The sequence below is a fragment of the Streptomyces sp. NPDC051133 genome (assembly GCF_040682635.1).
Lineage (GTDB): Bacteria > Actinomycetota > Actinomycetes > Streptomycetales > Streptomycetaceae > Streptomyces.
The window spans coordinates 62,029-86,566 of record NZ_JBFBBK010000019.1 but is presented as its reverse complement, the minus strand read 5'-3'; the positions used below and the strand labels follow the sequence as shown (position 1 = coordinate 86,566).

At 73.5% G+C, this 24,538-nt stretch carries 23 protein-coding genes; 14 read left to right on the top strand and 9 right to left on the bottom strand.

Annotation, left to right across the window (positions count from 1 at the left end):
• Window position 1: 1 nt before the first annotated feature.
• The 4 genes from AB0N17_RS20945 to AB0N17_RS20930 all read right to left on the bottom strand — a co-directional run bounded on the left by AB0N17_RS20945 (window position 2) and on the right by AB0N17_RS20930 (window position 4,248).
• Window positions 2-883, bottom strand: coding sequence for an ABC transporter permease (locus AB0N17_RS20945; RefSeq protein ID WP_366012900.1), 882 nt, complete (start codon window positions 881-883; stop codon window positions 2-4).
• Window positions 880-1,773 carry an ABC transporter permease gene (locus tag AB0N17_RS20940; protein WP_366012899.1) on the bottom strand — a complete coding sequence of 298 codons (894 nt, stop codon included), beginning with the start codon at window positions 1,771-1,773 and terminating at the stop codon, window positions 880-882. Before AB0N17_RS20940 ends, AB0N17_RS20945 begins: the two co-directional genes overlap by 4 nt.
• Window position 1,774: 1 nt before the next feature.
• The gene (locus AB0N17_RS20935; RefSeq protein ID WP_366012898.1) at window positions 1,775-2,899 is read right to left on the bottom strand and encodes a spermidine/putrescine ABC transporter substrate-binding protein; all 1,125 of its coding nucleotides are present in this window, start codon (window positions 2,897-2,899) and stop codon (window positions 1,775-1,777) included.
• Between the two features lie 173 nt (window positions 2,900-3,072).
• Window positions 3,073-4,248 carry an aromatic ring-hydroxylating dioxygenase subunit alpha gene (locus tag AB0N17_RS20930; RefSeq protein WP_366012897.1) on the bottom strand — a complete coding sequence of 392 codons (1,176 nt, stop codon included), beginning with the start codon at window positions 4,246-4,248 and terminating at the stop codon, window positions 3,073-3,075.
• Window positions 4,249-4,664: 416 nt separating this feature from the next.
• Between AB0N17_RS20930 and AB0N17_RS20925 the strand changes: the two genes are divergently transcribed.
• The 8 genes from AB0N17_RS20925 (at window position 4,665) to AB0N17_RS20890 (ending at window position 12,726) form a co-directional block, all read left to right on the top strand.
• Window positions 4,665-5,093 carry a hypothetical protein gene (locus AB0N17_RS20925; protein WP_366012896.1) on the top strand — a complete coding sequence of 143 codons (429 nt, stop codon included), beginning with the start codon at window positions 4,665-4,667 and terminating at the stop codon, window positions 5,091-5,093.
• Entirely contained in the window at window positions 5,090-6,346 is a 1,257-nt protein-coding gene (locus tag AB0N17_RS20920) for an NADH-ubiquinone oxidoreductase-F iron-sulfur binding region domain-containing protein (RefSeq protein WP_366012895.1), read from the top strand. The genes AB0N17_RS20925 and AB0N17_RS20920 overlap by 4 nt, the downstream gene beginning before the upstream one ends.
• A gap of 50 nt (window positions 6,347-6,396) precedes the next feature.
• A complete protein-coding gene (locus AB0N17_RS20915) occupies window positions 6,397-6,588 on the top strand; it encodes a ferredoxin (RefSeq protein WP_366012894.1) in 192 nt (63 codons plus the stop codon).
• A 1-nt stretch (window position 6,589) separates the two neighbouring features.
• Window positions 6,590-8,656 carry an acetate--CoA ligase family protein gene (locus AB0N17_RS20910; protein WP_366012893.1) on the top strand — a complete coding sequence of 689 codons (2,067 nt, stop codon included), beginning with the start codon at window positions 6,590-6,592 and terminating at the stop codon, window positions 8,654-8,656.
• Window positions 8,657-8,691: 35 nt separating this feature from the next.
• The gene (locus AB0N17_RS20905) at window positions 8,692-9,864 is read left to right on the top strand and encodes an acyl-CoA dehydrogenase family protein (RefSeq protein ID WP_366012892.1); all 1,173 of its coding nucleotides are present in this window, start codon (window positions 8,692-8,694) and stop codon (window positions 9,862-9,864) included.
• A 35-nt stretch (window positions 9,865-9,899) separates the two neighbouring features.
• Complete coding sequence (locus tag AB0N17_RS20900) at window positions 9,900-11,072, top strand: acyl-CoA dehydrogenase family protein (protein ID WP_366012891.1); 1,173 nt, start codon at window positions 9,900-9,902, stop codon at window positions 11,070-11,072.
• A 114-nt stretch (window positions 11,073-11,186) separates the two neighbouring features.
• Window positions 11,187-12,053, top strand: a complete 867-nt coding sequence (locus tag AB0N17_RS20895) for a 3-hydroxybutyryl-CoA dehydrogenase (RefSeq protein ID WP_366012890.1) — start codon at window positions 11,187-11,189, stop codon at window positions 12,051-12,053.
• A gap of 58 nt (window positions 12,054-12,111) precedes the next feature.
• Entirely contained in the window at window positions 12,112-12,726 is a 615-nt protein-coding gene (locus AB0N17_RS20890; protein ID WP_366012889.1) for a TetR/AcrR family transcriptional regulator, read from the top strand.
• 11 nt (window positions 12,727-12,737) lie between these two features.
• Here AB0N17_RS20890 and AB0N17_RS20885 read toward each other — a convergent pair whose 3' ends face one another.
• Window positions 12,738-12,953 carry a DUF4177 domain-containing protein gene (locus AB0N17_RS20885; RefSeq protein ID WP_366012888.1) on the bottom strand — a complete coding sequence of 72 codons (216 nt, stop codon included), beginning with the start codon at window positions 12,951-12,953 and terminating at the stop codon, window positions 12,738-12,740.
• 204 nt (window positions 12,954-13,157) lie between these two features.
• Between AB0N17_RS20885 and AB0N17_RS20880 the strand changes: the two genes are divergently transcribed.
• On the top strand, window positions 13,158-15,275 hold the full coding sequence (locus AB0N17_RS20880) for a SpoIIE family protein phosphatase (RefSeq protein ID WP_366012887.1): 2,118 nt from the start codon (window positions 13,158-13,160) through the stop codon (window positions 15,273-15,275).
• Window positions 15,276-15,282: 7 nt separating this feature from the next.
• Here AB0N17_RS20880 and AB0N17_RS20875 read toward each other — a convergent pair whose 3' ends face one another.
• Window positions 15,283-16,029, bottom strand: a complete 747-nt coding sequence (locus tag AB0N17_RS20875) for a helix-turn-helix domain-containing protein (RefSeq protein WP_366012968.1) — start codon at window positions 16,027-16,029, stop codon at window positions 15,283-15,285.
• A 233-nt stretch (window positions 16,030-16,262) separates the two neighbouring features.
• Between AB0N17_RS20875 and AB0N17_RS20870 the strand changes: the two genes are divergently transcribed.
• Window positions 16,263-16,928 (top strand): DUF4097 family beta strand repeat-containing protein, encoded by a 666-nt coding sequence (locus AB0N17_RS20870; protein WP_366012886.1) that lies wholly within the window; start codon window positions 16,263-16,265, stop codon window positions 16,926-16,928.
• A gap of 131 nt (window positions 16,929-17,059) precedes the next feature.
• On the opposite strand, the gene AB0N17_RS20865 is transcribed toward AB0N17_RS20870, so the two are convergent.
• Window positions 17,060-19,510, bottom strand: coding sequence for a tetratricopeptide repeat protein (locus AB0N17_RS20865; protein ID WP_366012885.1), 2,451 nt, complete (start codon window positions 19,508-19,510; stop codon window positions 17,060-17,062).
• A 209-nt stretch (window positions 19,511-19,719) separates the two neighbouring features.
• Here AB0N17_RS20865 and AB0N17_RS20860 point away from each other — a divergent pair, with 209 nt between their 5' ends.
• The 3 genes from AB0N17_RS20860 (at window position 19,720) to AB0N17_RS20850 (ending at window position 21,790) form a co-directional block, all read left to right on the top strand.
• Window positions 19,720-20,175 carry a carboxymuconolactone decarboxylase family protein gene (locus AB0N17_RS20860; protein ID WP_366012884.1) on the top strand — a complete coding sequence of 152 codons (456 nt, stop codon included), beginning with the start codon at window positions 19,720-19,722 and terminating at the stop codon, window positions 20,173-20,175.
• 165 nt (window positions 20,176-20,340) lie between these two features.
• A complete protein-coding gene (locus AB0N17_RS20855) occupies window positions 20,341-20,805 on the top strand; it encodes a DUF1801 domain-containing protein (RefSeq protein ID WP_366012883.1) in 465 nt (154 codons plus the stop codon).
• A gap of 340 nt (window positions 20,806-21,145) precedes the next feature.
• On the top strand, window positions 21,146-21,790 hold the full coding sequence (locus tag AB0N17_RS20850) for a class I SAM-dependent methyltransferase (protein ID WP_366012882.1): 645 nt from the start codon (window positions 21,146-21,148) through the stop codon (window positions 21,788-21,790).
• Here the strand turns inward: AB0N17_RS20850 and AB0N17_RS20845 are convergent.
• Window positions 21,727-22,128, bottom strand: coding sequence for an IclR family transcriptional regulator C-terminal domain-containing protein (locus tag AB0N17_RS20845; protein ID WP_366012967.1), 402 nt, complete (start codon window positions 22,126-22,128; stop codon window positions 21,727-21,729). The two genes, AB0N17_RS20850 and AB0N17_RS20845, sit on opposite strands and share 64 nt — an antisense overlap.
• Window positions 22,129-22,757: 629 nt before the next feature.
• Entirely contained in the window at window positions 22,758-23,822 is a 1,065-nt protein-coding gene (locus tag AB0N17_RS20840; protein ID WP_366012881.1) for an NAD(+)/NADH kinase, read from the bottom strand.
• A gap of 353 nt (window positions 23,823-24,175) precedes the next feature.
• On the opposite strand from AB0N17_RS20840, the gene AB0N17_RS20835 reads away from it, so the two are divergent.
• On the top strand, window positions 24,176-24,424 hold the full coding sequence (locus AB0N17_RS20835) for a hypothetical protein (RefSeq protein WP_366012880.1): 249 nt from the start codon (window positions 24,176-24,178) through the stop codon (window positions 24,422-24,424).
• Window positions 24,425-24,538 lie beyond the last annotated feature (114 nt).

Sequence of the window (24,538 nt, the reverse complement as noted above, 5' to 3'; positions counted from 1 at the left end):
GTCACTCCCCGGAGAGGATGTCGAGGCCGCCGCGGCGGCCGAAGAGGCGCGGGATGAACAGGGCCAGGGCGATCAGGACGACGGAGCCCGCGAGCATGAGCGTGCCGACGGCGTTGATGGTGGGCTGCACGCCGAAGCGGATCGCCGAGTAGATCCGCACCGACAGCGGCTGGGGGTCGACGCCGGTGGTGAAGTAGGCGAGGACGAAGTCGTCGAAGACGAGCGCGAAGATCAGGACGGCGGAGGCGAGCACGGCGGGCAGCAGGGCGGGCAGGGTGACCAGGCGGACCGCCTGCCAGCGGGTGGCGCCGAGGTCCATGGCGGCCTCCTCCACCTCCGGGTTCAGCGCGGCGACCCGGGAGCGCAGGATGACGGTGACGTAGGAGATCGAGAAGGTGATCTCGGCGAGCATCACCGTGCCGGTGGACAGCGCCACGCCGAGGCCCTTGAACAGGAGCATCGACGCGACGCCGGTGACGATCTCCGGAGTGATCAGCGGCACCAGCATGACCAGGCCGGCCAGCGAGCCGAGCCGGGTGCGGCAGCGGACCAGGCCGAGCGCGAGCGCCACCCCGAGGACGACCGAACCGGCCATCGCCACCAGCGAGATCCGCAGGCTGGTGCCCAGTGAGGAGATCAGCACGTCGTCGTGGACGAAGGCGCGGTACCAGCGCAGGCTGAACCCGCCGAAGACGGTCAGCGACTTCTTGGAGTTGAAGGAGAACAGGGCGACGACGCCGATGGGCAGGTACAGCAGCGCGAAGAAGACCGCGGTGACGGCGACGAGGAGGCGGGGTTTGCGGTCGGCGCGGCCACGTCGGGCGCGGGACCGTACGGCGCGCCGCGCGGGGGCGGTGGCGGGGGGTTCGCGGAGCAGGGTCATGGGCGTGCCTCCGCCTCGTCCTTGCGGGTGCGCCGCAGATAGCCGAACATCCCGATCAGCAGCACCAGCATCAGCAGCATGGTGAGCGCGGAGCCCAGCGGCCAGTTCTGGCCCTGGAAGAACTTGTCCTGGATGAGGTTGCCGATCATGATCTGGTCCGGGCCTCCCATGAGCTGTGCGCTGACGAAGTCGCCCATGGCGGGCAGGAAGACCAGGACGAGCCCGGCCGCCGCGCCCTGCCGGGTGGCGGGCAGGGTGACGAAGAAGAAGGTGCGGACCGGGCCGCCGTACAGATCGCGGCCGGCCTCGATGAGGGAGACGTCCAGCCGTTCCAGGGCCGCGTACAGCGGGATGATCATGAAGACGACGAAGCCGTAGACGAGTCCCGCGACCACGCCGACGCCGGTGTTGAGGATCTTCGTGTCGCCGTCGGCGAGACCCACCGCGCGCAGGGCGCGCAGCAGGGGCCCGTCGTCGGAGAGGACCACCGACCAGCCGTACATGCGGACCAGGTAGTTGGCGAAGAACGGCACCACGATCGCGGCGATCAGCGCGTGCTTGTACCGTCCGCCGTGCAGGGCGACGGTGTACGCCACCGGGTAGGCGATCAGCAGGCAGATCACGCAGGTCAGCAGGGCGTAGCCGAGGGAGCGGAGCATGACCTCGGTGTAGGCGGGGTCGGCGAGGGCGCGCACGCCGGCCAGGTCGAAGCCGAAGCGCGGGTTGCCCAGTTCGTCGGTGGTGCCGACGGCGAGGACGGCGACCAGCACCAGGGAGGCGATCAGGAACCCGGTCATCCACAGGGTGCCGGGCAGCATGAACCAGGTCCACATGCGGGTGCCGTCGGCGCGGCGCCGGCGGGTGCGCGAGGAGGGGCGCGGCAGTGCCATGTCAGCCCGCCTTCACATGGGTCCAGGCGGTGTCGCGGGCGTCCTCCGCCGCGCGGCTGCCGTTGCGGAAGAACAGGTCCGCCTTCAGGTCGGCCTGGGTGACGAGGCACTCGGGGAAGGGTTTGACCAGCTCCGCGTAGGTCTTCTCGGTGCCGGCCACCGGCATGGGGTAGCCGATGTACTCGATGTTCTTCTTCACGTTCTCCGGCCGCAGCATGTAGTCGATGAACAGCATCGCGGTGCCGGGGTGGGGGGCGTTCCAGGGGATGGCGTAGCAGTCGGAGTTGATCGGCGTGCCCTCCTTGGGGGCCTCGAAGCCGAACACGGAGGGGTCCTTGGCCTGGTTGAGCATGGCGGCCATGTCGCCGCTCCAGGCCTGGGTCATGAGCGCGTTGCCGTTGAGCAGGTTGTTGTAGCTGTCGCTGGAGAAGCCGCGCAGCCGGGGCCGCAGGGTGCCCAGGAGCGAGGTGATGCGGTCGAGGTCGCGGCGGTCGCCGGTGCTGACGTCCATGCCGAGGGCGAGGGCGCCCATGCCGAGGACCTCGTCGCGGTCGTCCAGCAGGAAGACCTTCCCCCTGACCTCGTCGCTCCACAGGTCCTTCCAGGACCCGGTCAGTTCGCCGATCCGGTCGCGTCGCCAGCCGATGCCGGTCTTGTACGCGGTGAAGGGGACGGTGTGCGCGGAGCCGGGGTCGTACCAGGGGTCGGTGAAGTAGTCGTAGGTGCCGAATATGGCGTGGGCGTTCGGGAGCTGCGCGTGGTCGATACGGCGCAGCCGGCCGCCGCGGACCAGGCGCTGGGCCCATTTGGCGGTCGGGAAGACGATGTCGTAGCGGTTGCCGGCGTTGAGCTTGGCGACCATGCCCTCCATCGAGTCGAAGTTCGACTGGACGACCTGGACGCCGTATTCCTTCTCGAAGCCCTTGAACACGGACGGGTCGACGTAGTCGGCCCAGTTGAAGTAGACGAGATCGCCGTCGACGCGCGCCTTCACGGGGGCGAGCGCCTGCGCGTCGGGCGTTTTGGCGGGCATGAACCCGCAGCCGCCGGCCGCGGCGCCGAACAGGCCGAAGGCGCCTGCCCGCAGCATGGCGCGTCGGGTCGGTGGGAGTACCTCGGGGGACACGGAACGTCCTCTTTCGTCGAGGAACGGCACGACTCCAGGGCTGGACCGGCGGTGCGGCTCACGGAGGCCCTGACTCCATGGGAATGACCGGTCTGGGGAGGGTGCGAGCGTGCGTCAGCGGGCGAGGGGTAAGCCCGTGCGGAGGCATGCGGGGTGGGGCGCGCGGGAGGACGTCACTGCGCCGCCCCTTCCAGGTCGTCCCGGACCCGGCGGGCGAACCAGCCGACGGCGGCCTCGCGCTGCGACAGCGGACCCGGCTCGAAGCCGGGCGTGCTCAGGCCGGCCTGCACGCGCTCCACCAGCTCGGCGTCCTCGTCGTTGGTGACCCAGCCGATGTGGATGTTCAGCCGGCGGGCCAGCCGGGTGCGGACGCTCTCCCCGTGCTTCGTGTAGAAGGCGCCGGGGATCGCCGCCCGGTCCTGGGCGGTGGGCAGGGCGGTCCACGCGAGCACGTGGTCAGGGTAGAAGTCGATGAGCGTGTTCGGGTAGATCACGGCGTACCGCCACACGCGCCGGTCGGCCTCGGCCAGCCCCGGCATGGGGGTCGCGAGCCGCTGGTAGAGCCGCTCGGTCCAGTTCGAGGAGGGCTTGTCGCGCAGCGGTGACTCGAACAGGACGTAGTTCTCCTGCACGTCCACCGTGTACGCCTGGTAGTCCAGCAGCCGCATGAGCGCCGGGTGGGCCACGGGGACGTGGTAGCCCTCCAGGTAGTTGTCGACGATCACCTTCCAGTTGGCGTTCTGCTCCTCGCCGCCCGCCAGGTCGTGGATGCGGTGTTTGCCGACGGGTACGAGGTCCGCCCCGGCGTAGCGGCCGACGGCCTCGGCGAGTCCCTTGCAGGACTCGGCGAGGGGTGTCGCCTCCATGTCGAGGTTGACGAAGACGAAGCCCAGGAAGGACTCCACGTTGACCGGGTGCAGCCCCAGCCCCGGCTTGTCCAGGCAGGGGATCCGGCGCGCCTCGGGGGCGCCGACCAGCCGTCCGTCCAGCTTGTAGGTCCAGCCGTGGTAGGGGCAGCGGATCGCCTTGCCGGAGGGCTCCGGCTGCGTCACCAGGCGGGTGCCGCGGTGCCGGCAGACGTTGAGGTGGGCGGCGAGGCCGCCGTCCTCGGTGCGCACGACCAGCACCTCCCGGCCGGCCGCGGTCGCGGTCAGCCGGGCGCCGGGGCCGGGCAGGTCGGATTCGTGGCAGACGAGCTGCCAGGACGTGGCGAAGATGCGGGCGGTCTCGGCCTCGGCGACGGCCGGATCCGTGTAGTAGCGGGCGGGCAGCGCTTGCCCGGGATGCCCGGGGGGCGGCCCCGGCGGGGCAGGGGAGACGGCGGCTGCCCGTGTGGTCGAGGGGTTCATGGAGTCCTCCTCCGCGCCGCGGCGGCGGCGATGGGCGGTGAGGCTGTACCAGCAAAGGGCGGCGGGGCCGGCAGCGCGCTACCGCGCCGGGTCTGCCGCGTTTTCGGCTGACTAATTGGTTAGTCAGAGTGGGACCGGCGGGAGGGCAAGTCAAGACTTGTGGCCTGACTAATTAGTTAGTTAGTGTCGTGGCAGGCCGACGGCCAGGGGTTACGGCCCCGGCCGCGCTCCTCGCACTGGTCCGGACAGCTCTCGTCCCCCGTGCACGGCCCCGAGGCCTGCACCGCGCACCCTCTCCCCGCCACCCGCTCCCCGCCCCGTCCTCCCCTCCGGGCGCCGGAGCACCTCCCACCCACGCCATCGCCGCGCCACCCCGTTCCCGGCCGTCCGGGAACGGCGCGACCCCGGAGGCACGCATGAGCGCTCGCCGAAGTCTGGTATGGCTCGGCCTCACACCGGAGCCCGAACAGGAGCTGCCCGCCGCGGTGGCCGCCCTGCGGACCCCCGCGCCGGGCCGGCCACCCGCGGCCCTGGTCACCGCCGAGCGGCGCCGCGTCGAGCGGCTGGTGCTGCGCGGCACCCAGCGCGGCTGGCTGCGCTACCTCCGCGAAGTAACCGACCTGGTCGTCGAGGCCGCGACGGCCTCCCCGGCCGCCGACCCCGAATCGGCACTCCTCGCCGGCGAGGTCGTGCTCGACCACCACCGCATGCTGATCGGCCTGCCCGGCGCCGCCTACGCCTGCACCGCCCCGCAGCGCCACGACCTGGAACGGGCACTGGCGCGCCTGCGCGACCGCCCGCGCCCCGCCCCGTCCGGCCACCGCGACTTCAGGAGCACCGTATGACCGGCGTCTTCTCCCTCCTCCCCGAAGGACAGCCCGGCCTGCTCGTGTCGCCGGTGTTCGGTCCCGAGCCGCACCGCGGCGCCGAGGATCTCGCCCGCTACCTCGCCACCGGCGGCTACGGGCCACTGAGCCCGCGCCACCGGTTGCTCGACCGGATCGCCGCCGTCGGACTGCGCGGCCGGGGCGGCGCCGGCTTCCCCGCCGCCGTGAAGCTCCGGGCCGTCCGCGACGCCCCCGGCCCGCCCGTCGTCGTCGCCAACGGCGAGGAGGGCGAGCCGGGCTCCGTCAAGGACCGGTGGCTGCTGCGGCACCGGCCGCACCTGGTCCTGGACGGACTGCGGCTGGCCGCCGCCCTGACCGGTGCCGCACGCGGCGTCGTCTACCTCTCCGACACCCCCGCCGAGCACGCCGTCCGGGGCGCCCTCGCCGAACGCCCCGCCGGTCTGCCCGTCGAGGTCGTCCGCACGGAACACACCTACGTGGCGGGGGAGGAGACCGCGGTCGTACGGCGCGTCGACGGCGGTCCGGCCCTGCCCACGGCCAAGCCCCCGCGCCCCTTCGAGGCGGGGGTCGGCGGCGCGCCCACCCTGGTCGCCAACGTGGAGACACTGGCGCGCATCGCGGTGCTGCACGCCTGCCCGGACGCCGCGGCCGCCGTCGCCGGTGCCCATCTGGTGACCGTCTCCGGACCGGTCGGGTCCGTGGCCGCGCTGGCCGAGGTGCCCGCAGGCACCCACCTGAAGGTCCTCGCCGACCTGGGCGGACACGGCAGGGCCGCGGCGGTCCTGCTGGGCGGCCTGTTCGGCGGGCTGTACGGCGACGGCTGGCCGGACCTCCCGCTGGACCACGACCGCCTGAACGCGGCCGGTGGAGCCCTCGGCTGCGGGGCCCTGCACTTCCTGCACCCGCGGGACTGCCCGGTCGCCGTGGCCGCCGAGGCGGTCGGCTACCTGGCGGCGCAGAGCGCCCGGCAGTGCGGGGTGTGCGTCTCCGGCACCGGCGCGCTGGCCCGGACCCTCACCGCCGCCGCCCGCGGCGCGGTGGCCCACGACACCACCGACCGGCTGCGCCGCTGGTCGGGCCAGCTGCCCGGCCGCGGGGCCTGCGGACTTCTCGACGCCGCCGCCCGCGTCGTCGCCAGCCTGCTCGCCCACTTCCCCGGCCGGATCGAGACCCACCGCGGCGCCGCCTGCCCGGCGTGCGCGGACGCGGCATCCGAGGACGGGCGCCGCTTCACGGTGCCGGTGCCCTGACCCCGCCCCGCCCCGCCTCCGAAGACCCCGAGCACCGAAAGGACCGCACCATGAAACTCCTGCTGGACTCCACCCGCTGCCAGGGCTACGGCCTCTGCCAGGAACCGGCACCCGGCCTCGTCGACCTCGACGAGTGGGGCTACGCCCAGGTGCGCTCGGCCGACGTGCCGCCCGGCGCCGAAGCCGGCGCCGAGGCCGCCGTCGCCGCCTGCCCCAACTCCGCCCTGCGGCTGGTGAAGTGACATGGGACGCGACCTTTCCGCCCTCTTCGACCCCGTCTGCGTCGCCGTCGTCGGCGCCAGCGACGACCCGGCCAAGTACGGTCACGCCATCGCCGCCCAGGCCCTCCGGGCGAACGGCCGCCGCCCCGTCCACCTGGTCAACCGCCGTGGCGGCACGGTGCTCGGACGCACCGCCGCACCCAGCCTGAGCGCGATCGGCGAACCCGTCGACCTCGCGGTGGTCTCCGTGCCCGCCGCCGGCTTCGAGGAGGCCGTGGACGAGGCCCTGCGCTGCGGGGCCCGGGCGATCGTCGCGATCACCGCGGGCTTCGCGGAGACCGGCGACGCCGGGCGCGCCCGCCAGCGCGCCGTCGCCGAACGCGTGCGCGCCGCGGGCGCCGTGATGGTCGGGCCCAACTGCCTCGGCCTCGCCGACAACACCACCGGCCTCTTCCTGGCCTCCGACACCTTCGACCCCGGCGGTGTCGCCCTGCTCAGCCAGAGCGGCAACCTCGCCCTCGAACTCCAGCTTCGCTTCCGGCCGCACGGGCTCGGCTTCTCCCGCTTCGTCTCCCTCGGGAACCAGGCCGACGTCACCCTCGTCGACCTGCTCGCCGACTGCGCCCGGCACGAGGGCACCCGTGCCATAGCGGTCTACGCGGAGGACTTCGCCGACGGACGCGCCTTCGCCGAGGCGGCCGCCGACGCCGGCAAGCCCGTGGTGCTGCTCACCGGCGGACGCGGCGACGCCTCCGCGCGCAGCGCACAGTCGCACACCGGGGCCCTGACCACCTCGGCCGACGTGGTGAGCGCGGCGTGCCGGGACGCCGGGGTGGAACTGGTCGCCACCCCCCGCGAACTCACCGTCGTCCTGGCCGCGTTGCGGGGCGCGCGCCGCGCGGCCGGCCGCCGGGTCGCGGTGCTCACGGACGGCGGCGGTCACGGCGTCGTCGCCGCCGACTCCGTCGAGGCGGCCGGCCTGACCGTGCCCGAACTCCGCCCGCCCACCCAGGACCGCCTCCGGCACGGCCTGTGGGAGCAGTCTGCCGTCGCCAACCCGGTGGACCTCGCCGGGATGGGCGAGCAGAACCCGGGCTCCTACGCGGACACCGTCACCGCGCTGCTCGCGGCCGAGGAGGTCGACGCCGTCCTGATGACGGGCTACTTCGGCGGCTACGCGGCGGCCGAGGACGGGCTCGGGGGAGGAGGTACCGCGCTCGCGGACGGGGAGCAGGAGGCCGCGCGCCTCATCGCCGCCCGGCACCGGGCCACCGCCAAGCCCCTCGTGGTGCAGTCGATGTACCCCGGGTCGCCCAGCTGCCGCACCCTCGCCGCGGCCGGCATCCCGGTCTTCTCCGCCACCGAGGACGCCGCCCGCGCCCTCGCCGCCACCGCCCCCGCCGCCTCCTCCGCCGCCGTGCACACCGGCGTCACACCCCTGCCCCGCCCCGACGCCCCGCTGCGCGAGACCGGCTACCTTCGGACCCGCCGGGCCCTCGAAGCGGCCGGACTCTCCTTCCCCGCCGCCCGCGAGATCCACGACGAGGCCGAACTGCTCGCGGCGGCAGAGGAGTTCGGCGGACCGTACGTCCTCAAGGCACTCCACCTCCTGCACAAGTCCGACGCGGGCGGCGTGGCGCTGCGCCTGGCCGGACCCGGCGAACTGCTCGCCGCCTTCCGCGAGATGCACGCCCGGCTCGGCGCCCCCTCCTACTCCGTGGAGGCCATGGCGGACCTGACCGACGGCATCGAGCTGATCGTCGGCGTCAACCGGGACCCCCGCTTCGGCCCGGTCGCCATGGTGGGACTCGGCGGAGTACTGGCCGAGTCGCTGCGCGACGTCTCCTTCGCCCTGGCCCCCGTGCCCGCCGAGCGCGCCCTGCGCCTGCTGCGCCACCTGCGCACCGCCGCCCTGCTCGACGGGGCGCGCGGCAGGCCCGCCGTCGACGTGTCCGCCGCCGCGGCGGCCGTCGAGACGATCACGGCGTTCGCCGCCGCCCACCCCGAGATCGCCGAGATCGAGGTCAACCCGCTGCTCGTCCGCCCGGACGGCGTCCTCGCCCTCGACTCCCGCGCCGTACTCGCCTGACCGACCCCTCGCGCACCGAACCCGAAGAGGCCCCCATGGACATGCGCTACACCCCCGAGCAGGCCGACCTCAAGCGCCGCGCCGCCGACTACGCGCGCCTGCTGATGCGCTACGAGGACCAGTCCGAGCAGGCCGGCGGCCCGCTGCCGCAGCAGCTCGTCACCGAACTGACCCGGGCCGCGATGGACGCCGGCGTCTACGCCATCAACATGCCCGCCGAGTGGGGCGGAGCCGGCCTCGGCCTCCTCGACCAGGTCATCGTCGAGGAGGAGTTCGGCAAGGTCACCAACTGCCTCTGGGACATCCCCTGGCGGCCCGCCAACGTCCTCGCGTACGGCGACGAGCGGCAGCGCGAGAAGTACCTGCTGCCGGTGATCCGCGCCGAGAAGTTCGACGCGTTCGCCGTCACCGAGCCGGGTGCGGGATCCGATCCCTCCGCCGGGACCTCGACGGCCACCCGCACGGACGGCGGCTGGCTGCTCAACGGGGAGAAGTGGTTCGTCACCTGCGGCGACATCGCCGACTTCCTGCTGGTGCAGGCGGACGCCGGACCCGACCGGCTGCCCACCCTGTTCTTCGTCGACAAGGCCGCGCCCGGCGTCGAGATGACGCGCGTGCCGCACTTCATGCACTCCGCGGTCAACGGGCACCCCGAGTTCACCTTCACCGACGTCTTCGTGGCCGACGAGGACGTGCTGGGCGGTGTCGGCAACGGCTACGAGCTGACCAAGGAGTGGTTCACCGACGAACGCCTGATGATCGCCGCACGCACCGTCGGAGCGGCCGAGCGCGCGCTCCAGCTGGCCCGCGACTGGGCGGTGGAGCGCGAGCAGTTCGGGGCGCCGATCGCCTCGTACCAGCTGATCCAGGGCATGCTCGCGGACTGCGCCGTGGACATCGCCGTCAACCGCGCCTACACCCACCAGGTCGCCTGGGAGGCCGACCGGCCGGGCACCGACCGCAAGACGCTGCACGCCAAGGCCTCCACCGCCAAGCTCGCCGCCAGCGAGGCCGCCGGCCGGGTCGCCGACCGCTGTCTGCAGATCTTCGGCGGCCGCGGCTACGACCGCACCTACCCCGTCGAGCGCATGTACCGGGAGCTGCGCGTCGACCGGATCTGGGAGGGCACCTCCGAGATCCAGCGCCTGATCATCGCCAACGAGCTGATCAAGCGCGGCACCCGCGCCCTGGCCCTGCCCACCCACTGAAACCGCCCCCGCACCACCACTGAGCGAGGACTTCCATGGACTTCCGTCTCACCCCGCGCCAGGCGCAGCTCAAGGCCGACGCCCGCGCCCTCACCGACTTCATCACCGCCTACGAGACCCAGTGCGAGGAGAACAACGGCCTGCCCGCCGACGTCCACGCCAAGATCCGTGACGCGGTGCTCGACTCCGGCCTCCAGGCCGTCAACATGCCGGCCGAGTGGGGCGGCGCCGGACTCACCATCGCCGAGCAGGTCACCGTCCAGGAGGAGCTGGGCCGGCTCACCGGCGCCCTGTGGGACATGGTGTGGCGGCCCGCCAACGCCCTGCGCTTCTGCACCCCGGAGCAGCGCGAGCGCTTCCTCGTCCCGGTGATCAAGGGCGAGCGGCGCGACTGCTACGCCGTCACCGAGCGCGGCGCCGGCTCGGACCCGCAGAACATCGCCACCACGGCGACGAAGAACGACCGGGGCTGGGTGCTCAACGGCGAGAAGTGGTTCGTGACGGTCGGCGACCACGCCGACTTCATGATCGTGCTCGCCGCGGCGGGACCGGAGCGCGCGCCGACGCTGTTCCTCGTCGACAAGGACACCCCCGGCATCGAGATGACGCGCGTGCCGCGCTTCATGCACACCTTCGTCTACGAGCACCCCGAGTTCACCTTCACCGACGTCCAGGTCGGCGAGGACGCCGTGCTCGGCGGCCTCGGCGAGGGCTACGACATCACGCGCTCGTGGTTCACCGAGGAGCGCCTGATGATCGCGGCCCGCACCACCGGCGCCGCCGAACGCGCCCTGGAACTCGCGCGTGACTGGGCGGTGGAGCGGGAGCAGTTCGGGGCGCCGATCGCCTCGTACCAGCTGATCCAGGGCATGCTCGCGGACTGCGCCGTGGACATCGCCGTCAACCGCGCCTACACCCACCAGGTCGCCTGGGAGGTCGACCGGGCCGCCGCCGAGGACCGCAAGACGCTGCACGCCAAGGCGTCCATCGCCAAGCTCGCCGCGAGCGAGGCGTCGGGCCGGGTGATCGACCGGTGTCTGCAGATCCACGGAGGGCGCGGCTACGACCGCTCCTACGCCGTCGAGCGGCTCTACCGGGAGCTGCGCGTCGACCGGATCTGGGAGGGCACCTCGGAGATCCAGCGCCTGATCATCGCCAACGAGCTGATCAAGCGCGGCTCGGGCGTCCTGGACCTGCCCACCGCCTGACACCACGGTTCACACGCAGAGCGCGTCACACAGGTCGATGTGCACACAGATCGATGTGCACACAGAGCGATGCGCACACAGAGCGATGCAGACACAGATCGAAGGGAAGCTCGGATGACCGGCATCGAACGCGTCGGAGTCGTGGGCTGCGGCCTGATGGGGGCGGGCATCGCGGAGGTCTGTGCGCGGGCCGGCCTGCCGGTGACCGTGGTGGAACGCGACGCGCAGGCGGTCCGCTCGGGCCGCCTGCGCATCACCCGCTCGCTCGACCGGGCCGCCGCCCACGGCAGGATCGGCGCCGACCGGCGCGAGGCCGCCGCCGCCCTGATCACCGTGACCGACCAGATCGAGGCCCTGGACGACCGGGACCTGGTGGTGGAGGCCGTCGCGGAGGACGAGCGGCTGAAACTCGACGTCTTCACCCGCCTCGACTCCGTGGTCGGCGGCGACGACACCGTCCTCGCGACGAACACCTCCTCCATCCCGGTCATCCGGCTCGCCGCCGCGACCGCCCGCCCCGAGCGCGTCGTCGGCGTGCACTTCTTCAACCCCGTACCGGTCCTCAGGCTCGTCGAACTCGTCCCGTCGCTGCTCACCTCGCCCGCCACCGCGGCACGGGCCGAGGCCTTCGTGACCGGCGCCCTCGGCAAGGAGGTGGTGCGGACCCGGGACAAGGCCGGGTTCGTCGTCAACGCGCTGCTCGTGCCCTACCTGCTGGCCGCCGTCCGCATGGTGGAGTCCGGCAGCGCGAGCGTCGAGGACATCGACCGCGGCATGGTCCTCGGCTGCGCGCACCCGCTCGGCCCGCTGGCCCTGACGGACCTCATCGGCCTGGACACCACACGCGCCATCGCCGAGTCCCTGTACGCCGAGTTCCGCGAGCCGCAGTACGCGCCGCCCCCGCTGCTGTCCCGGATGGTGGAGGCCGGACTGCTGGGGCGGAAGTCGGGACGTGGCTTCCACGCGTACGACGAACAGTGAGCCACAGGTGAGGGAAAATGGTCATGGCGTACGACCACCGAACGAGGGGAGCCGCAGGGTGTCCACCAAGGTGCGCACGGCAGACACGCGCGAGCGCATCCTGACCGCGGCGTGCGAGGCCATCGCCGAGATCGGTTTCGAGAAGATCCGGATGCGCATGGTCGCCGAGCGGGCCGGCGTGTCCACGGCGCTGCTCCACTACCACTTCGACACGCGCGAGAAGCTGTTCACCGAGGCGATGACCCACTCCTTCGCCAACACCGCCGTCGACGTGGAACGCGACGCGGAGACGGCGCCGGCCGCGGTCATCCTGGCCCGTATCGTGCGCAACCTGCTGCCCACCGACCCCGAACTGCACCAGGACTGGCGGCTGTGGCAGGAGCTGTGGGTGCGGGCGCTGCGCGACGAGGCCACCCGGACCTACGCCGTGGACCTGTACGCGCAGTTGCACGCCTGGGTGGCCGGCGCCGTACGCCGGGGCATCGACTCCGGCGAGTTCACGCCGACCGACGTGGACGAGCTGTGCACGCTCGTGCTGTCCCTCAGCGACGGCTACGGCATCCGCCTCATGCTGCGCGATCCGGCGGTCACCCTGGAGACCGCCCTCGGGGCCGTCTGGCGCCATGTGGCCGGCCCCCTGGGCCTGCCGGACACCGTGCCCGAGGGCGGCTGACTCCGCGGGAGTTACGAGCGCGGGCGCTCGAAGGTCAGCAGCAGGCCCTCGACCGCGCCCGGGCCTATGCGGCCCTTGACGTCGGCGGAGGTGAGGGCCTTCAGGGCCCAGCCGTCCTCGGCGTGCTTGTTCAGGACCTTCTCCAGCTTGTCGCTGTCCAGCGCGTCGCCGATCAGCGACTCCCGGAAGGTGACGACCTTGTACTCGTAGGTGTAGGCGCTGCTCATGCTGCGAAGTCCTCCTGACTGCCGGGCCGGTGGCCGGGTGACGGCCGGGGCAAGCTAACCACCCTCGGGGCCCCGTGCGGAGGGCGGGTCACAGGGGGAGGCAGCCGCGCGGACCGGCGCCTGCGGCGGAGCGGCAGACGTGCCGACCGCCGCGCAGGGGCGTAGCGTCCGATACGAGGCCGGGTGCCAGGCGGGAGGTGCCTCGTGACCGGTGTGGGCGAGGGGGCGACGGGCACGGACCCGCTCGATGCCGCGTTCGCGGAGACGGTGCGCCGCACGGGCGCCACCATCGGCGCCCTGTACCTCCTCGCACCGGACGAGCAGCGGCTGTTCCTGCACGTGCTGTACGGGGCCCCCTCCGACTTCGCCGAGCCCTGGTCGACGATCCCGGTGACCGCCCCGGCTCCGGTGGCCGAGGCGGTGCGCGAGGACCGCATGGTGTGGGTGGCCAGCCAGGAGGAGATGGCGCGGGCCTATCCGCGCACCGCGATGGCGCTGCCGTATCCGCTGACGCTCGTCACGGCGCCGGTCACCGGTGTCCGCCGCTGGGGCTCCCTGGTGCTGATGTGGCCGGCCACCCGTCCGCCGTACATGACCCGGCGGGAGCGCGGGCACGTCGCCGCCAGCTGCGGACGGCTGGCCCGGATGCTCGAGGAGGCCGTCCAGCACGGAAGGTTCCCGGCTCCGGGTGACCCGCCGCACGTCCTCGCGGCCGGGGCGGGGCGCCGTCCCACCACCCCGGCGATGGCGGCCGCCGACTTCGTCGAACGGCTGCCCGGCGGCAGCTGCGCCCTGGACCTGGAGGGGCGTTTCACCTATCTGAGCTCGGGCGCCTGCGAGCTGCTGGACCGCGAGGCCGGTGAGCTGCTCGGCACCCTGCCCTGGCATTCCCTGCGCTGGCTCGACGATCCGGTCTACGAGGACCGCTATCGCGCCGCGGTGATCAGCCGCGAGCCCGTCGTCTTCACGGCGTGCCGCCCGCCCGACCGCTGGCTGGACTTCCACCTCTATCCGGACGCCAGCGGCATCAGTGTCCGCGTCGTCCCCAGCGAGACGGAGGCCCCGCCCGCCCTGGTCGAACGGGTCCCGGGCAACCCGGTGCCGCCCCGCGCGGGCCGGCTGCACCAGCTGATGCACCTGGCCGCGGCGCTGACCGAGGTCGTCGGGGTCCAGGACGTCATCGATCTGGTCGCCGACCAGATCATGCCCGCCTTCGGTGCCGAGTCCCTGGTCCTGTCCACCGCCGAGGCCGGGCGGCTGCGGATCACCGGGCACCGCGGCTACGACGCCCGGTCCATCGAGCGGCTCGAGGGTCTGTCGCTCGACACCGGCTTCACCCCGGCCGGGCAGACCCTCGCCACCGGCATCCCCGCGTTCTTCGACAACCGCGAGGAGATGGGGCGCGTCTACCCCGACGCCCTGCTGATCAGCTCCAAACAGGCCTGGGCCTTCCTGCCGCTGATCGTCTCCGGCCGGCCCGTCGGCTGCTGCGTGCTGTCCTACGACCGGCCGCACACGTTCACCGCCGAGGAACGCGCCGTCATGACGTCGCTCGCCGGCCTCATCGCCCAGGCCCTCGACCGCGCGCGCCTCTACGACGCCAAGCACGACCTCGCCCACAGCCTCCAGCAGGCGCTGCTCCCGCGCACCCTGCCCGCCGTTCCCGGGCTCAGGGTCGCCGCCCGCTATCTGCCCGCCACCCGGGGCATGGACATCGGAGGCGACTTCTACGACCTCATCCCGCTCGGCGTCAGCGCCGTCGCCGCCGTCATCGGCGACGTCCAGGGGCACGACGCGGCCGCCGCCGCCCTCATGGGGCAGGTCCGCACCGCCGTCCACGCGCACTCGGCGCTCGGCGTCCCCCCGGACCAGGTGCTGTCCCGGACCAACCGGCTGCTCACCGATCTCGGACCGGACCTGTTCACCAGCTGTCTCTACGCCTCCATCGACTTCGCCGGCCGCCGGGTGACGCTGGCCGGCGCCGGCCATCCGCCGCCGCTCATGCGGCTGCCCGGCCGGGAGACCCGGCCCGTCGACGTGCTGCCCGGTCCGCCGCTGGGCATCGACCCCGACGCCGTCTTTCCCGTGACCGAGCTGCCGCTCACCCCCGGGCTCCTGCTGGCCTTCTACACCGACGGTCTCGTCGAGAGACCGGGGGCCGACCCGGACGACTCCATCGCCGGCCTCGCCCACCACCTCGCCCGCGCCGACGACCGGGACCTGGACCTGCTCATCGACGCGCTCGTGCGCGAGGCGGGGCCCAGCGCCCAGCGCACCGACGACATCGCCCTCCTCGTCGTGCACCACACGGCGCACGGGTGAGGCACGGTCACGACCCCGGCGGAGTCTCGGCGTGCGAGGCCGTTCCGGGCCTGGTGTAGAGGATCTCGCGGGCCTGCTCCGCGGCGCGGACGAGGCTCTCGGAGACGAAGTCGAGGAAGCGGGCGACGTTCTCCAGGCGGGTGGCCGCGGGGGTGTGGGGACCGAGGACGGCGACGCCCTGCCGGGCCGTCTCCACCAGCTCGTCGTTGGCCCGGGCGCTGCGGAGCATCGACTGGTACCACAGGTCGTCGTCGACGATGTAGCGCTCGCGACGGCGTTCGTCGCGCTCCCGGCGGACGAGGTCCATGTTCGCGAGGAACGTGATCGCCTTGGAGACGGACGCCGGACTGACCCGGAGCCGCTGGGCGAGTTCCGAGGCGGTGAGGCTGCCCGTGTCGGTGACGTAGAGACAGGCCAGCACCCGGGCCGTCATCTTGGGCAGACCCGACGTCATGAAGACGGTCGTGAGCCTCTCCTGGTACTCGGTCACGACCTCGTCGTCCCGGCCGCCGGACCGGGGGACCGGCTCCGGCCCCCGGGGGGAGGCGGGCCTGCGCCGGTGAGCGCGGTGTTCGGTGGCGCGGTGGGCCAGGTCGGCCCGGTAGGCGGTGGGACCGCCGTTGCGCATCACCTCACGGGTGACCGTCGAGGTCGGACGGTCGAGGCGGCGGGCGATCTCGGCATAGGCGAGGCCGTCGGCCAGTCCCAGCGCGATCTGCTGGCGTTCCTGCTGGGTGAGCCTGCCTCCCGGCATCGCGGTCTCCTCGGTGGTCGTACGCGGTGGTTCCTGCCCCAGCATAGCGTTCACTTCTCATCCATTGCAACGGAAGGTCGTGCTTCGTTGCGTTGCCTTCAGGGCTGTTGCAACGCTTTTATGGATCTGAGCTGTGCAAATACAGAAAGTCTGCAACGACAGTGTTGCCGTGAATTGGAAAGCAACGTAGCGTTTCCGGTGTCAGAAACAAGGTGCACGCAAGGGAGAGCGCGATGCAGAAGTTCAACACCCCCGCCACGATCACCGCCGTCCTGGACATCCCCGCCGGACGCATCCAGCTCATCGCCGCCGACCGCTCCGACACCACCGTCGAGGTCCTGCCCGCCGACCCCGGCAAGCGGCGCGACGTCCAGAGCGCCGAGCAGACCACCGTCACCTACGCCGACGGCGTCCTGCGGATCGGCACCGCCGAGCCCAAGAACCAGCTCTTCGGCCCCTCCGGCTCCCTGGAGGTCACCGTCAAGCTGCCCGCCGGCTCCTCCGTCGAGGCCAGGACCGCCGGCTGCGAACTGCGCGGCGTCGGCCGCCTCGGTGACGTCGCCTTCGACGGCGCGTACCGCCGGATCAAGGTCGACGAGGCCGCGAGCCTGCGCCTCACCGCGGTCGACGGCGACGTCGAGGTCGGCCGGCTGGGCGGCCCGGCGGAGATCAGCACCGCGAGGGGCGACATCCGGATCGCCGAGGCCGTGCGCGGCACGGTCGTGCTCCGCACCCGGTCCGGCGACATCACGGTCGGCGCCGCCGTCGGCGTCTCGGCCGCCCTGGACGCCGACACCGCCTACGGGCGCATCAGCAACGCGCTCAAGAACGACGGCACCACCGGACTCGACATCCGCGCCACCACCTCGCACGGCGACATCACCGCCCGCAGCCTCTGACGGCGGCCGGCGCGAGAACGCGAGCCGATGCGGACACCACCGGCGCGCTACGGACCGCGGACCGCTGCACCGATGCCCCCCGAGGCCGTCCCCCGGTCGGCCGCACGCCTTTCGGGCCGGCCGCCGAGGGGTCAGCGCGCGTGCAGCTCCCGCAGGACGGCCTGCCCGGCCGCGCGGTGCCCGGCCGCCGCGGCCGGGTCCGTCGCGTCCAGGACGACCGCGATGCCGTCGTGGGCCCGCGCCTCCTCGTACCGGTTGCCCAGCCCCGGGGCCAGCTCCAGCGCCTGCCGGTGCAGCCGCAGTGCTTCCTCGGGCAGGCCCGCGAGCCGGCAGGTCTCGGCATAGCCGTTGAGGAAATGGATCTTCCAGTGTTCCTCGAACAACTCGTCGAGCAGCGCGAACGCCTCCCGGTGGGCGGCCAGCGCCTCCTCGTACCGGCCCATCTGCCGCAGCGCGACCCCCAGGCAGTTGAGGCACCACGCCTGGTTGTGCAGGTGCCCGTCCTCGCGGGCCAGCTCCAGTGCCCGGTGCAGGTGCTCCACCGCCTCCCCGGGTTCGTCCCCGGCGATGGCCACGCCGAGCGTGATCCTGGCCGTCAGCGCCGGCGGCCAGGCGGGGTCGGAGTGCGGGACGTCCAGCACCTCACGGGCCCGCTGCGCCGCCTCCGCGCGGTGCCCCAGCTGCAGCATCGTCCAGGCCTCCGACGCGGCGGCGTCGGCCACGCCCGTGGGGCAGCCCGCCCGCTCGTACAACGTGCCCGCCAGGCGGAACAGGGCGAGCGGCTCCTCGACGTGGCCCTCGTCCCAGCTCATCCAGCCGCGCCGCATGGCCAGTTCGGCCTCCGCCCGGACGTCCCCCGCCTGGGACACCCGGAGTCCGGCCGCCTCGTACGCGGCGGCGGCCTCCGCCATCCGGCCCGCGTTGTAGCGCGCGAAGCCCAGATCGCTGTGCGCCTCCGCCAGTTGAAGCGGATCGCCCAGGCGTTCGGCGGCGGCGAGCGAACGCTCGAAGAGGACGTTGAGGTGCGTCGTGCCGCAGCGCCGCGCGAAGTACGCCCGCAGGAAGCGGGGCAGCTCGCACACGTGCAGGTCGGCGCCGACGGCGGCGGCCGTCTCGAAGGCGGCCAGCAGATTGCCGTACTCCGTGACGAGCCAGGCGAAGGCCGCGTTCTTGTCCTCGAACCGCGGCAGTTCGGCCGGGCGCCGGCCCGCGGAGGCCGTCCGGCCGGACGACACGAACGGCATCGCGGCGTCGGCGGCGGCCGCCGCGTGCACGTAGTAGTCGAGCACCCGGTTCAGTGCCCGCTCCCGCTCGGCGGCCGAGTCCTGTTCCTCCGCGGCCCGCCGGGAGTGCTGGTGCACCAGGTCGTGCAGCCGGTAGCGGCCCGCGGTCGGCTGCTGGACGAGGTGGGCGTCGACCAGGTCCTCCAGCATCGCCCGGGCGCTCGGCAAGGGCACGTCCGCCAGCGCCGCCACCACGTACTCGTCGAAGGACGCCCCGGGCAGCAGGCCCAGCATCCGGAACAGGCGGGCCTGGGACCGGTTCAGCTGCCGGACCGACATGGCGAACGCGGTGTCGAACTCGCCGGCCCCCTCGGCCATCCGCTCGACCAGGATGCCCACCGTCCACCCCGGCCGGTGCCGCAGCCGGGCCGCGGCCAGCCGCAGGGCCAGCGGCAGATGGCCGCACAGCCGCAGCACCTCGGCGGCGGACTGCGGGTCACGGCCCAGCCTGCCGTCGGGGCCGCCGGGGTCCCCGCTGGCGCGGGCCAGCAGCTCCGCGCTCTCCCGCGGGCTCAGCACGTCGAGCGAGACCGGGGGCACCTCGTCCAGGCCGAGGAGCCGGTTACGGCTGGTGATCAGGGCGACGGACGGGCCGGCGCCGGGCAGCAGCGGCCGTACCTGGTCGGCGTCGGCGGCGTTGTCGAGGACCACGACGACCCGGCGGCGGGCCAGTTCCGACCGCCAGCAGGCGGCCAGCTGCTCCAGCCCCTCCTGCGGCACCCGCTCGGACGGCACGTCGAGCGCGGCCAGCAGCATCCGCAGCGCGGAGTCGGGATCGAGCGGGGGCCGGCCCTCGGTGAACCCGTGCAGGTCCACGTAGAGCTGGGCGTCCGGGAAGTCGGCGGCGAGCCGGTGCGCGGCGTGCACCGCCAGACAGCTCTTGCCGACGCCCGCCATGCCGTCCACGGACACCGCCCGATGGCTGCCGATCGCGGCGAACACGGCCGCGAGCTGCTCCGCGCGCCCCGTGAAGTCCGGCACGTCGCGCGGCAGGTCGTTGCGGGGCAGCGGCCGCACCTGACGGCTGCTCCTCGGGGGCGCCGGCAACGGGTTGGAGGCCCGCTCCCACAGCGGACGCAGCGGACGGGGATCGCGCTTGACGAGCCGGCACAGCGCGACCACCGCGGGCCAGGGCGGCGCGGTCCGGCCGGTGAGGTAACGGGACAGCGAGGAGGAGCTGAGACCGGCGTCCCGCGCCAGGGCCCGTACGCCGAGCCCGGACAGTTCCTGCAGCAGACGCAGCCGGGCGGCCAGCTCCTCCTGCGGTCCGGTCTTCCCCGACCGGTCCTGTACGTCCACCGTTCCCCGCTCTCCCGTCCCGCTCCGGAACGTCCCCGGCCTTCCGTCCCGCCCCGGAAGAACTTTCCCGGGCCAAGTCGCCGCTGGTCAAAGCCGTTTCAGCTGTCCCACGGTGTCCCATCGCCGTGGTCGATGGCAAGTCGGTCCGCTGTGATCGAGTCATGCCCCGACGACAGCGGGGCACCGACCCGGAAAGAGGAGCGGACCCCATGCAGTCCCGCATGCAGAACCCCGCCGTCGTGCTGTCCGGCGCGATGCAGCCCATCCAGGAGATCCTCAAGACCGTGCACACCGGTGGCGTGGACGGACAGACGCTGGAACTGGTTCATCTGCGGGTCAGTCAGATCAACGGCTGCAGCGCCTGCGTCGACGGCGGTGCCAAGGCGGCCCGCAAGGCCGGCGCGAGCGACGAGCGGCTGGCCGCGGTCGCCGCCTGGCGCGAGGCCCCGTACTTCACCGACGAGGAGCGCGCGGCCCTGGCCCTGGCCGAGGCGTCCACCCGGATGGCCGACCGTCCCGACGCGGTGAGCGACGAGATCTGGGACGCCGCCGCCACCTACTTCGACGAGAAGCAACTGGCCGCGATCGTCCTGATGATCGGCGTCACCAACCTGTTCAACCGGCTCAACGGCACGACCCGGCAGATCGCCGGCGCCTGGGGATGAGCCCCGCCGCCGAGCTCGAGCCGTTCTCGAGCCGGATCCGATACTGATCGAGTCGTACGGGGCCCGCCCCCGTGACCGCCCAGCTTCGACGAAGCCGCCCCCGCGGCGACCCTCCACCACGAAGATGTACCTGCCGCACCGGCTGACGGGAAGGAACCCCCACAGATGTCCGACAAGAGCGTGACCGACACGTCGTCCGAGGCGTTCACCGACGAGGAGCGCGCCGCGATGAAGGAGCGCGCCAAGGAGCTGAAGTCGACCGCGCGCCGCGGCAGCTCCAAGGCCGCCGCCAAGGCTGCGGAGGACGAGGCCGCCGTGGTCGAGAAGATCGCCGAGATGCAGGACTCGGACCGCGTCATGGCCGAGCGGATCCACGCCGTCGTCAAGGACAGCGCGCCGGAGCTCGCCCCCAAGCTCTGGTACGGCATGCCCGCGTACGCCAAGGACGGCAAGGTCGTCTGCTTCTTCCAGAGCGCGGAGAAGTTCAAGTCCCGGTACGCCACGTTCGGCTTCAGCGACAAGGCGAACCTCGACGACGGCAACCTGTGGCCGGCCTCCTACGCCCTGACGAAGCTGACCGCCGCCGACGAGGCCCGCATCGCCGAGCTGGTCAAGAAGGCGGTGAACTGACGGCCGCGGGGCCGTCCAGCACGGGGCGGGGCCGCCCAGCACGGGGCGGGGCCGCCTGACGCCGCCCGGCCCGCCCGGCCGTCCGCACGGACCGCCGGGCGGGCCGGCGTGCGGACCGCCGTGCGGCTGCCGGGCGGCGCGTGGCCCATGTGCGCGGCGCCTGACCCCGGCGGGCGGGTGGTCGCCCGCGCCGGCACAGACGCCGTACGCGGCACGCGCACGCGGCAGGCCGCCCGCGGTACGCACCGCACGGTCGGCGCGCCGGGGCGTTCGGGTGGAGCATGGAACCAGCTGCCGCCCGGGCCGGGCCGCGGCCCGCTCGCACCCGAAGGAGGCCGAGATGTCCCTCACCGGCCGCAAGGAACTGCAGCACCCGCACTTCTCCCGCCAGTACCTGAAGATGGCCGCCCAGTCCGACCGACGCGGCGGTGCCGGGCACCGGTACCGGCTGCTCGCCGGGCTGCGCGGGCGGGTGCTGGAGGTCGGCGCCGGGCAGGGCCGCAACTTCCGGCACTACCCGGCCGCGGTGACCGAGCTGGTCGCCCTCGAACCCGACGACACCCTGCGCGCGGTCGCCGAGCAGGCCGCGGCCTCGGCGCCGGTCCCCGTGACCCTCGTCGTCGGAGAAGCGGCCCGGCTGCCCGGGGAGGACGGCGCGTACGACGCCGTCGTCGCCTCACTCGTGCTGTGCACGGTCGACGACCTGGCCGGCGCCCTGGCCGAAATCCAGCGCGTGCTGCGGCCGGGCGGGCAGCTGCGGTTCTACGAGCACGTCCGCTCCCCGCACCGCTGGGCGGGCCGGCTGGAGGACGCGCTCACCCCGCTGTGGAGCCGGGCCGGCGGCGGCTGCCGTCCCAACCGCGACACCGAGGCCGCCATCCGTGCCGCCGGGTTCACCGTCACCGACATCGAGCGGTTCGGCTACTCGTTCGCGCCGTACGTGCCGAACACCCTGCACATCATCGGCACCGCCGTACGGCCCTGACGCCGCGAGGGTCGGCCGGCGCTGCCCAGCGGATGGTCGAACCCCTGGTCGGAGATGAGGCGGGCGGCCTCGGCGAGGTCCGCGGCGAAGCGCTCGACGGCCTCGTGCGGGAAGCGGTGGCTGGGGCCGCTCAGCGAGAGCGGGGCGACGACCCGGCCGGTGCCCGCGGTGACCGGCACCGCCAGGGCGGTCAGTCCCTCGTCCCACTCGCCGGTGCTGACCGCGTGGCCGCGCTCGGCCGCCTCCGCCGCCCAGCTCCCCGGCTGCCCGGTCAGGGCCTCGCCGTACGGCGAGGACAGCGCGATGCGGCGCAGCCGGGACTCGGAGGCGTCGCGCAGCAGGACCTTGGAGGAGGCGCCGGCCCACAGCGGCTGCTCGTCACCGACGTTTACGACATGACCCCCTGCCGGCCCCCGCCCCGCCCAGGCGCAGGACCGCCGAGGACGTCCCCCTGGAGCCGATCGCGGGGCCGGACGGCACCGAGGTCCTCTTCTGCGCCATCAGGAGCCTCGGACTCCCCGACTGGACGGACGACTTCGAGCGTACGGCCGGGAACCCGCCCCCCCACGGACGTCACCGGCTGCGACCACCTCGCGCTCACCCAGCCCTGGCACCACTTCGACGAAGCCGTCCTCTTCCACCGCGCGGTGCTGGGCCTGAGCCCCCAGGGCACCGTCGAACTCGCCGATCCCTACGGCCTGTTCCGCAGCCGCGCCCTGTCCGCCCCGCGAGGCGGACCCCGGCTGGTCCTCAACCTCGCCCACGGCTCGGCGGACGAGGACGGTCCGCGGCCGCAGCACGTGGCCTTCGCCGTGACCGACGGTTCCGGCACTGCTGCACACGGACCGTCGGGGACGTCTTCTTCGAGTTCGTGCAGCGCACCGGGGGCTACCGCGGCTACGGCGCCGCCAACGCCGGCGTGCGCCTGGCCGCCCAGCGCCGCTAGGTACGCCGCACAGGTCCGGCGTCACAGCCGGTGCTCGGAGGCGCCGGGCAGGGCGAGGTGGGCCAGGTCGCCCGGGGGCGGTGTCTTCACCGGCCACAGCGGAGCGGCCGAGCCGTCGGCGAGCGCGGCCGGCGCGTCGGTGAGGTTCATCCGCTCGCGCAGCCGGCCGTAGAAGTCCATCGGTCCCAGCCGGACCGCCTTGAGCCGGTGCGGAGCGGCGTACACCCCGATCCAGTCCCCGGGGCTGAGCACCCCCCGCAGCTGTCCGTCGATGCTGACCGCCGCCTGGCCCGACCGCTCCAGCACCCGCAGTGCGATCGGCTCGTCGGGAGCGGCGACGACCGAGCGGTTGAACACCATGTGCGGGGCGACCGGCGTGAAGACGAGGCCCTCCGCGCGGGGCGAGACCACCGGGCCGCCGGCGGCGAAGCTGTACGCGGTGGAGCCGGTGGGCGTGGCCACGAGCAGGGCGTCGGCGGAGTAGCAGGCGAGCAGCCGGCCGGCCAGATAGACCGCGACCGACACCTGCCGGTCCCGGGCCAGCTTCTCCACCACGACGTCGTTGAGCGCGGTGACGTTCAGGGCGACGCCCCAGTCGTCCCCCGCCACACAGTCCGCGCGCACGCGGGGCGGGGGCAGCATCGGCCCGCGGCCGTACCGCAGCAGCGCCTCCATCTGCCCGGGCACCTCCAGCCGGCACGACGCCCGCATGGTGAGCAGCATCCGGCTCTCGACGTCGATCCGTTCCTGCCGTACCGCGTCCAGCGCCGCGCGCACCGCCGAGGCCGGGACCTCCGTCAGGAAGCCGACCCGCCCGAGGTCGACGCCGAGGACCAGGGCGTCGTTCTCGGCCGCCAGCCGGGCGCCGCGCAGAAAGGTGCCGTCGCCGCCGAGAGTGACGATCAGGTCCGGATCTCCCGCGGAGTCGACCTCCTCGCGGGCGCTGTGCCGCGCGCCCTCCTGCCACACGTCGATGTCCGTGCATCCCACCGCGTGCTCGGCGCACCACTCGCGCACCGTCCGCGCGGCCGCCACGGCCTCGGGCCGGCCGCCGTGCACGACCAGGCCGATCCGGCTCACCGTCATGGGCACCTCCCCGTCGGCTGCTCCCGGGCGCCATCCTCATGCTGCACCGCCCGGCACGGCACGCGCCACGCCGCAGGCGCCCGTCTCCTTCCAGCCGTCACTCCCCGGCGCCCTCCACGGCCGGTCCACCAGCGGCTCCCGCCACTTCCGAGCCGGCCGGGTACTCCGCGCCGGACAGGGGGTCTGTTCCACCGGCGCCGCATGCTGCGCCGGACCGGTCAGGTACCCACCCGGCGGAAGCCGATTCACCTGTTCACGCCGCTCATGGGAGTCCGGCCGGAGGGTACCCGGATGCCTTCCGGACTGGCAGGCAAGGCGTGCGGAACAGGCAGGCAAGGCGTGCGGAGGCCCCGATGAGCGAACACACCCCTTCCCAGGCGGAGGGCGAGCCGGAGCCCGGCGAGGCGCAGGGACGGCAGCCGCCCCGCACCACTCCGTCCCAGGCGGAGGGAGAGGACACCGCGGTCCCGGACACCGACGAGAGTGACCCGGGCGATGCCGCGCAGCGGGCGGAGCGGGCCCGGAAGGGCGGCAAACCCGGCTTGGCCCAGCACCTGCGCGAGGAGCCGCGGACGCCGATCCAGGAGGAGTTCGACCGCTGAGCGCGCGAGCGGCCCGTCGGCACCGTCCCTTCCGGGCGGGGCCGGACCGGGCCGCCTTGACGCTCCGTGCGCACCTTCCTAGCGTGACGTGAACACGTCTAGACAGGCAGGTCG

Excerpts from the sequence above, each read along its gene's own strand:
- AB0N17_RS20905 (WP_366012892.1), top strand. The coding sequence starts at position 8,692 with ATGGACATGCGCTACACCCCCGAGCAGGCCGACCTCAAGCGCCGCGCC.
- AB0N17_RS20930 (WP_366012897.1), bottom strand. The coding sequence starts at position 4,248 with ATGAACCCCTCGACCACACGGGCAGCCGCCGTCTCCCCTGCCCCGCCG.
- AB0N17_RS20875 (WP_366012968.1), bottom strand. The coding sequence starts at position 16,029 with ATGCCGGGAGGCAGGCTCACCCAGCAGGAACGCCAGCAGATCGCGCTG.
- AB0N17_RS20840 (WP_366012881.1), bottom strand. The coding sequence starts at position 23,822 with ATGACGGTGAGCCGGATCGGCCTGGTCGTGCACGGCGGCCGGCCCGAG.
- AB0N17_RS20895 (WP_366012890.1), top strand. The coding sequence starts at position 11,187 with ATGACCGGCATCGAACGCGTCGGAGTCGTGGGCTGCGGCCTGATGGGG.
- AB0N17_RS20900 (WP_366012891.1), top strand. The coding sequence starts at position 9,900 with ATGGACTTCCGTCTCACCCCGCGCCAGGCGCAGCTCAAGGCCGACGCC.
- AB0N17_RS20835 (WP_366012880.1), top strand. The coding sequence starts at position 24,176 with ATGAGCGAACACACCCCTTCCCAGGCGGAGGGCGAGCCGGAGCCCGGC.
- AB0N17_RS20925 (WP_366012896.1), top strand. The coding sequence starts at position 4,665 with ATGAGCGCTCGCCGAAGTCTGGTATGGCTCGGCCTCACACCGGAGCCC.
- AB0N17_RS20940 (WP_366012899.1), bottom strand. The coding sequence starts at position 1,773 with ATGGCACTGCCGCGCCCCTCCTCGCGCACCCGCCGGCGCCGCGCCGAC.
- AB0N17_RS20870 (WP_366012886.1), top strand. The coding sequence starts at position 16,263 with ATGCAGAAGTTCAACACCCCCGCCACGATCACCGCCGTCCTGGACATC.
- AB0N17_RS20915 (WP_366012894.1), top strand. The coding sequence starts at position 6,397 with ATGAAACTCCTGCTGGACTCCACCCGCTGCCAGGGCTACGGCCTCTGC.
- AB0N17_RS20920 (WP_366012895.1), top strand. The coding sequence starts at position 5,090 with ATGACCGGCGTCTTCTCCCTCCTCCCCGAAGGACAGCCCGGCCTGCTC.
- AB0N17_RS20850 (WP_366012882.1), top strand. The coding sequence starts at position 21,146 with ATGTCCCTCACCGGCCGCAAGGAACTGCAGCACCCGCACTTCTCCCGC.
- AB0N17_RS20855 (WP_366012883.1), top strand. The coding sequence starts at position 20,341 with ATGTCCGACAAGAGCGTGACCGACACGTCGTCCGAGGCGTTCACCGAC.
- AB0N17_RS20860 (WP_366012884.1), top strand. The coding sequence starts at position 19,720 with ATGCAGTCCCGCATGCAGAACCCCGCCGTCGTGCTGTCCGGCGCGATG.
- AB0N17_RS20945 (WP_366012900.1), bottom strand. The coding sequence starts at position 883 with ATGACCCTGCTCCGCGAACCCCCCGCCACCGCCCCCGCGCGGCGCGCC.
- AB0N17_RS20910 (WP_366012893.1), top strand. The coding sequence starts at position 6,590 with ATGGGACGCGACCTTTCCGCCCTCTTCGACCCCGTCTGCGTCGCCGTC.
- AB0N17_RS20885 (WP_366012888.1), bottom strand. The coding sequence starts at position 12,953 with ATGAGCAGCGCCTACACCTACGAGTACAAGGTCGTCACCTTCCGGGAG.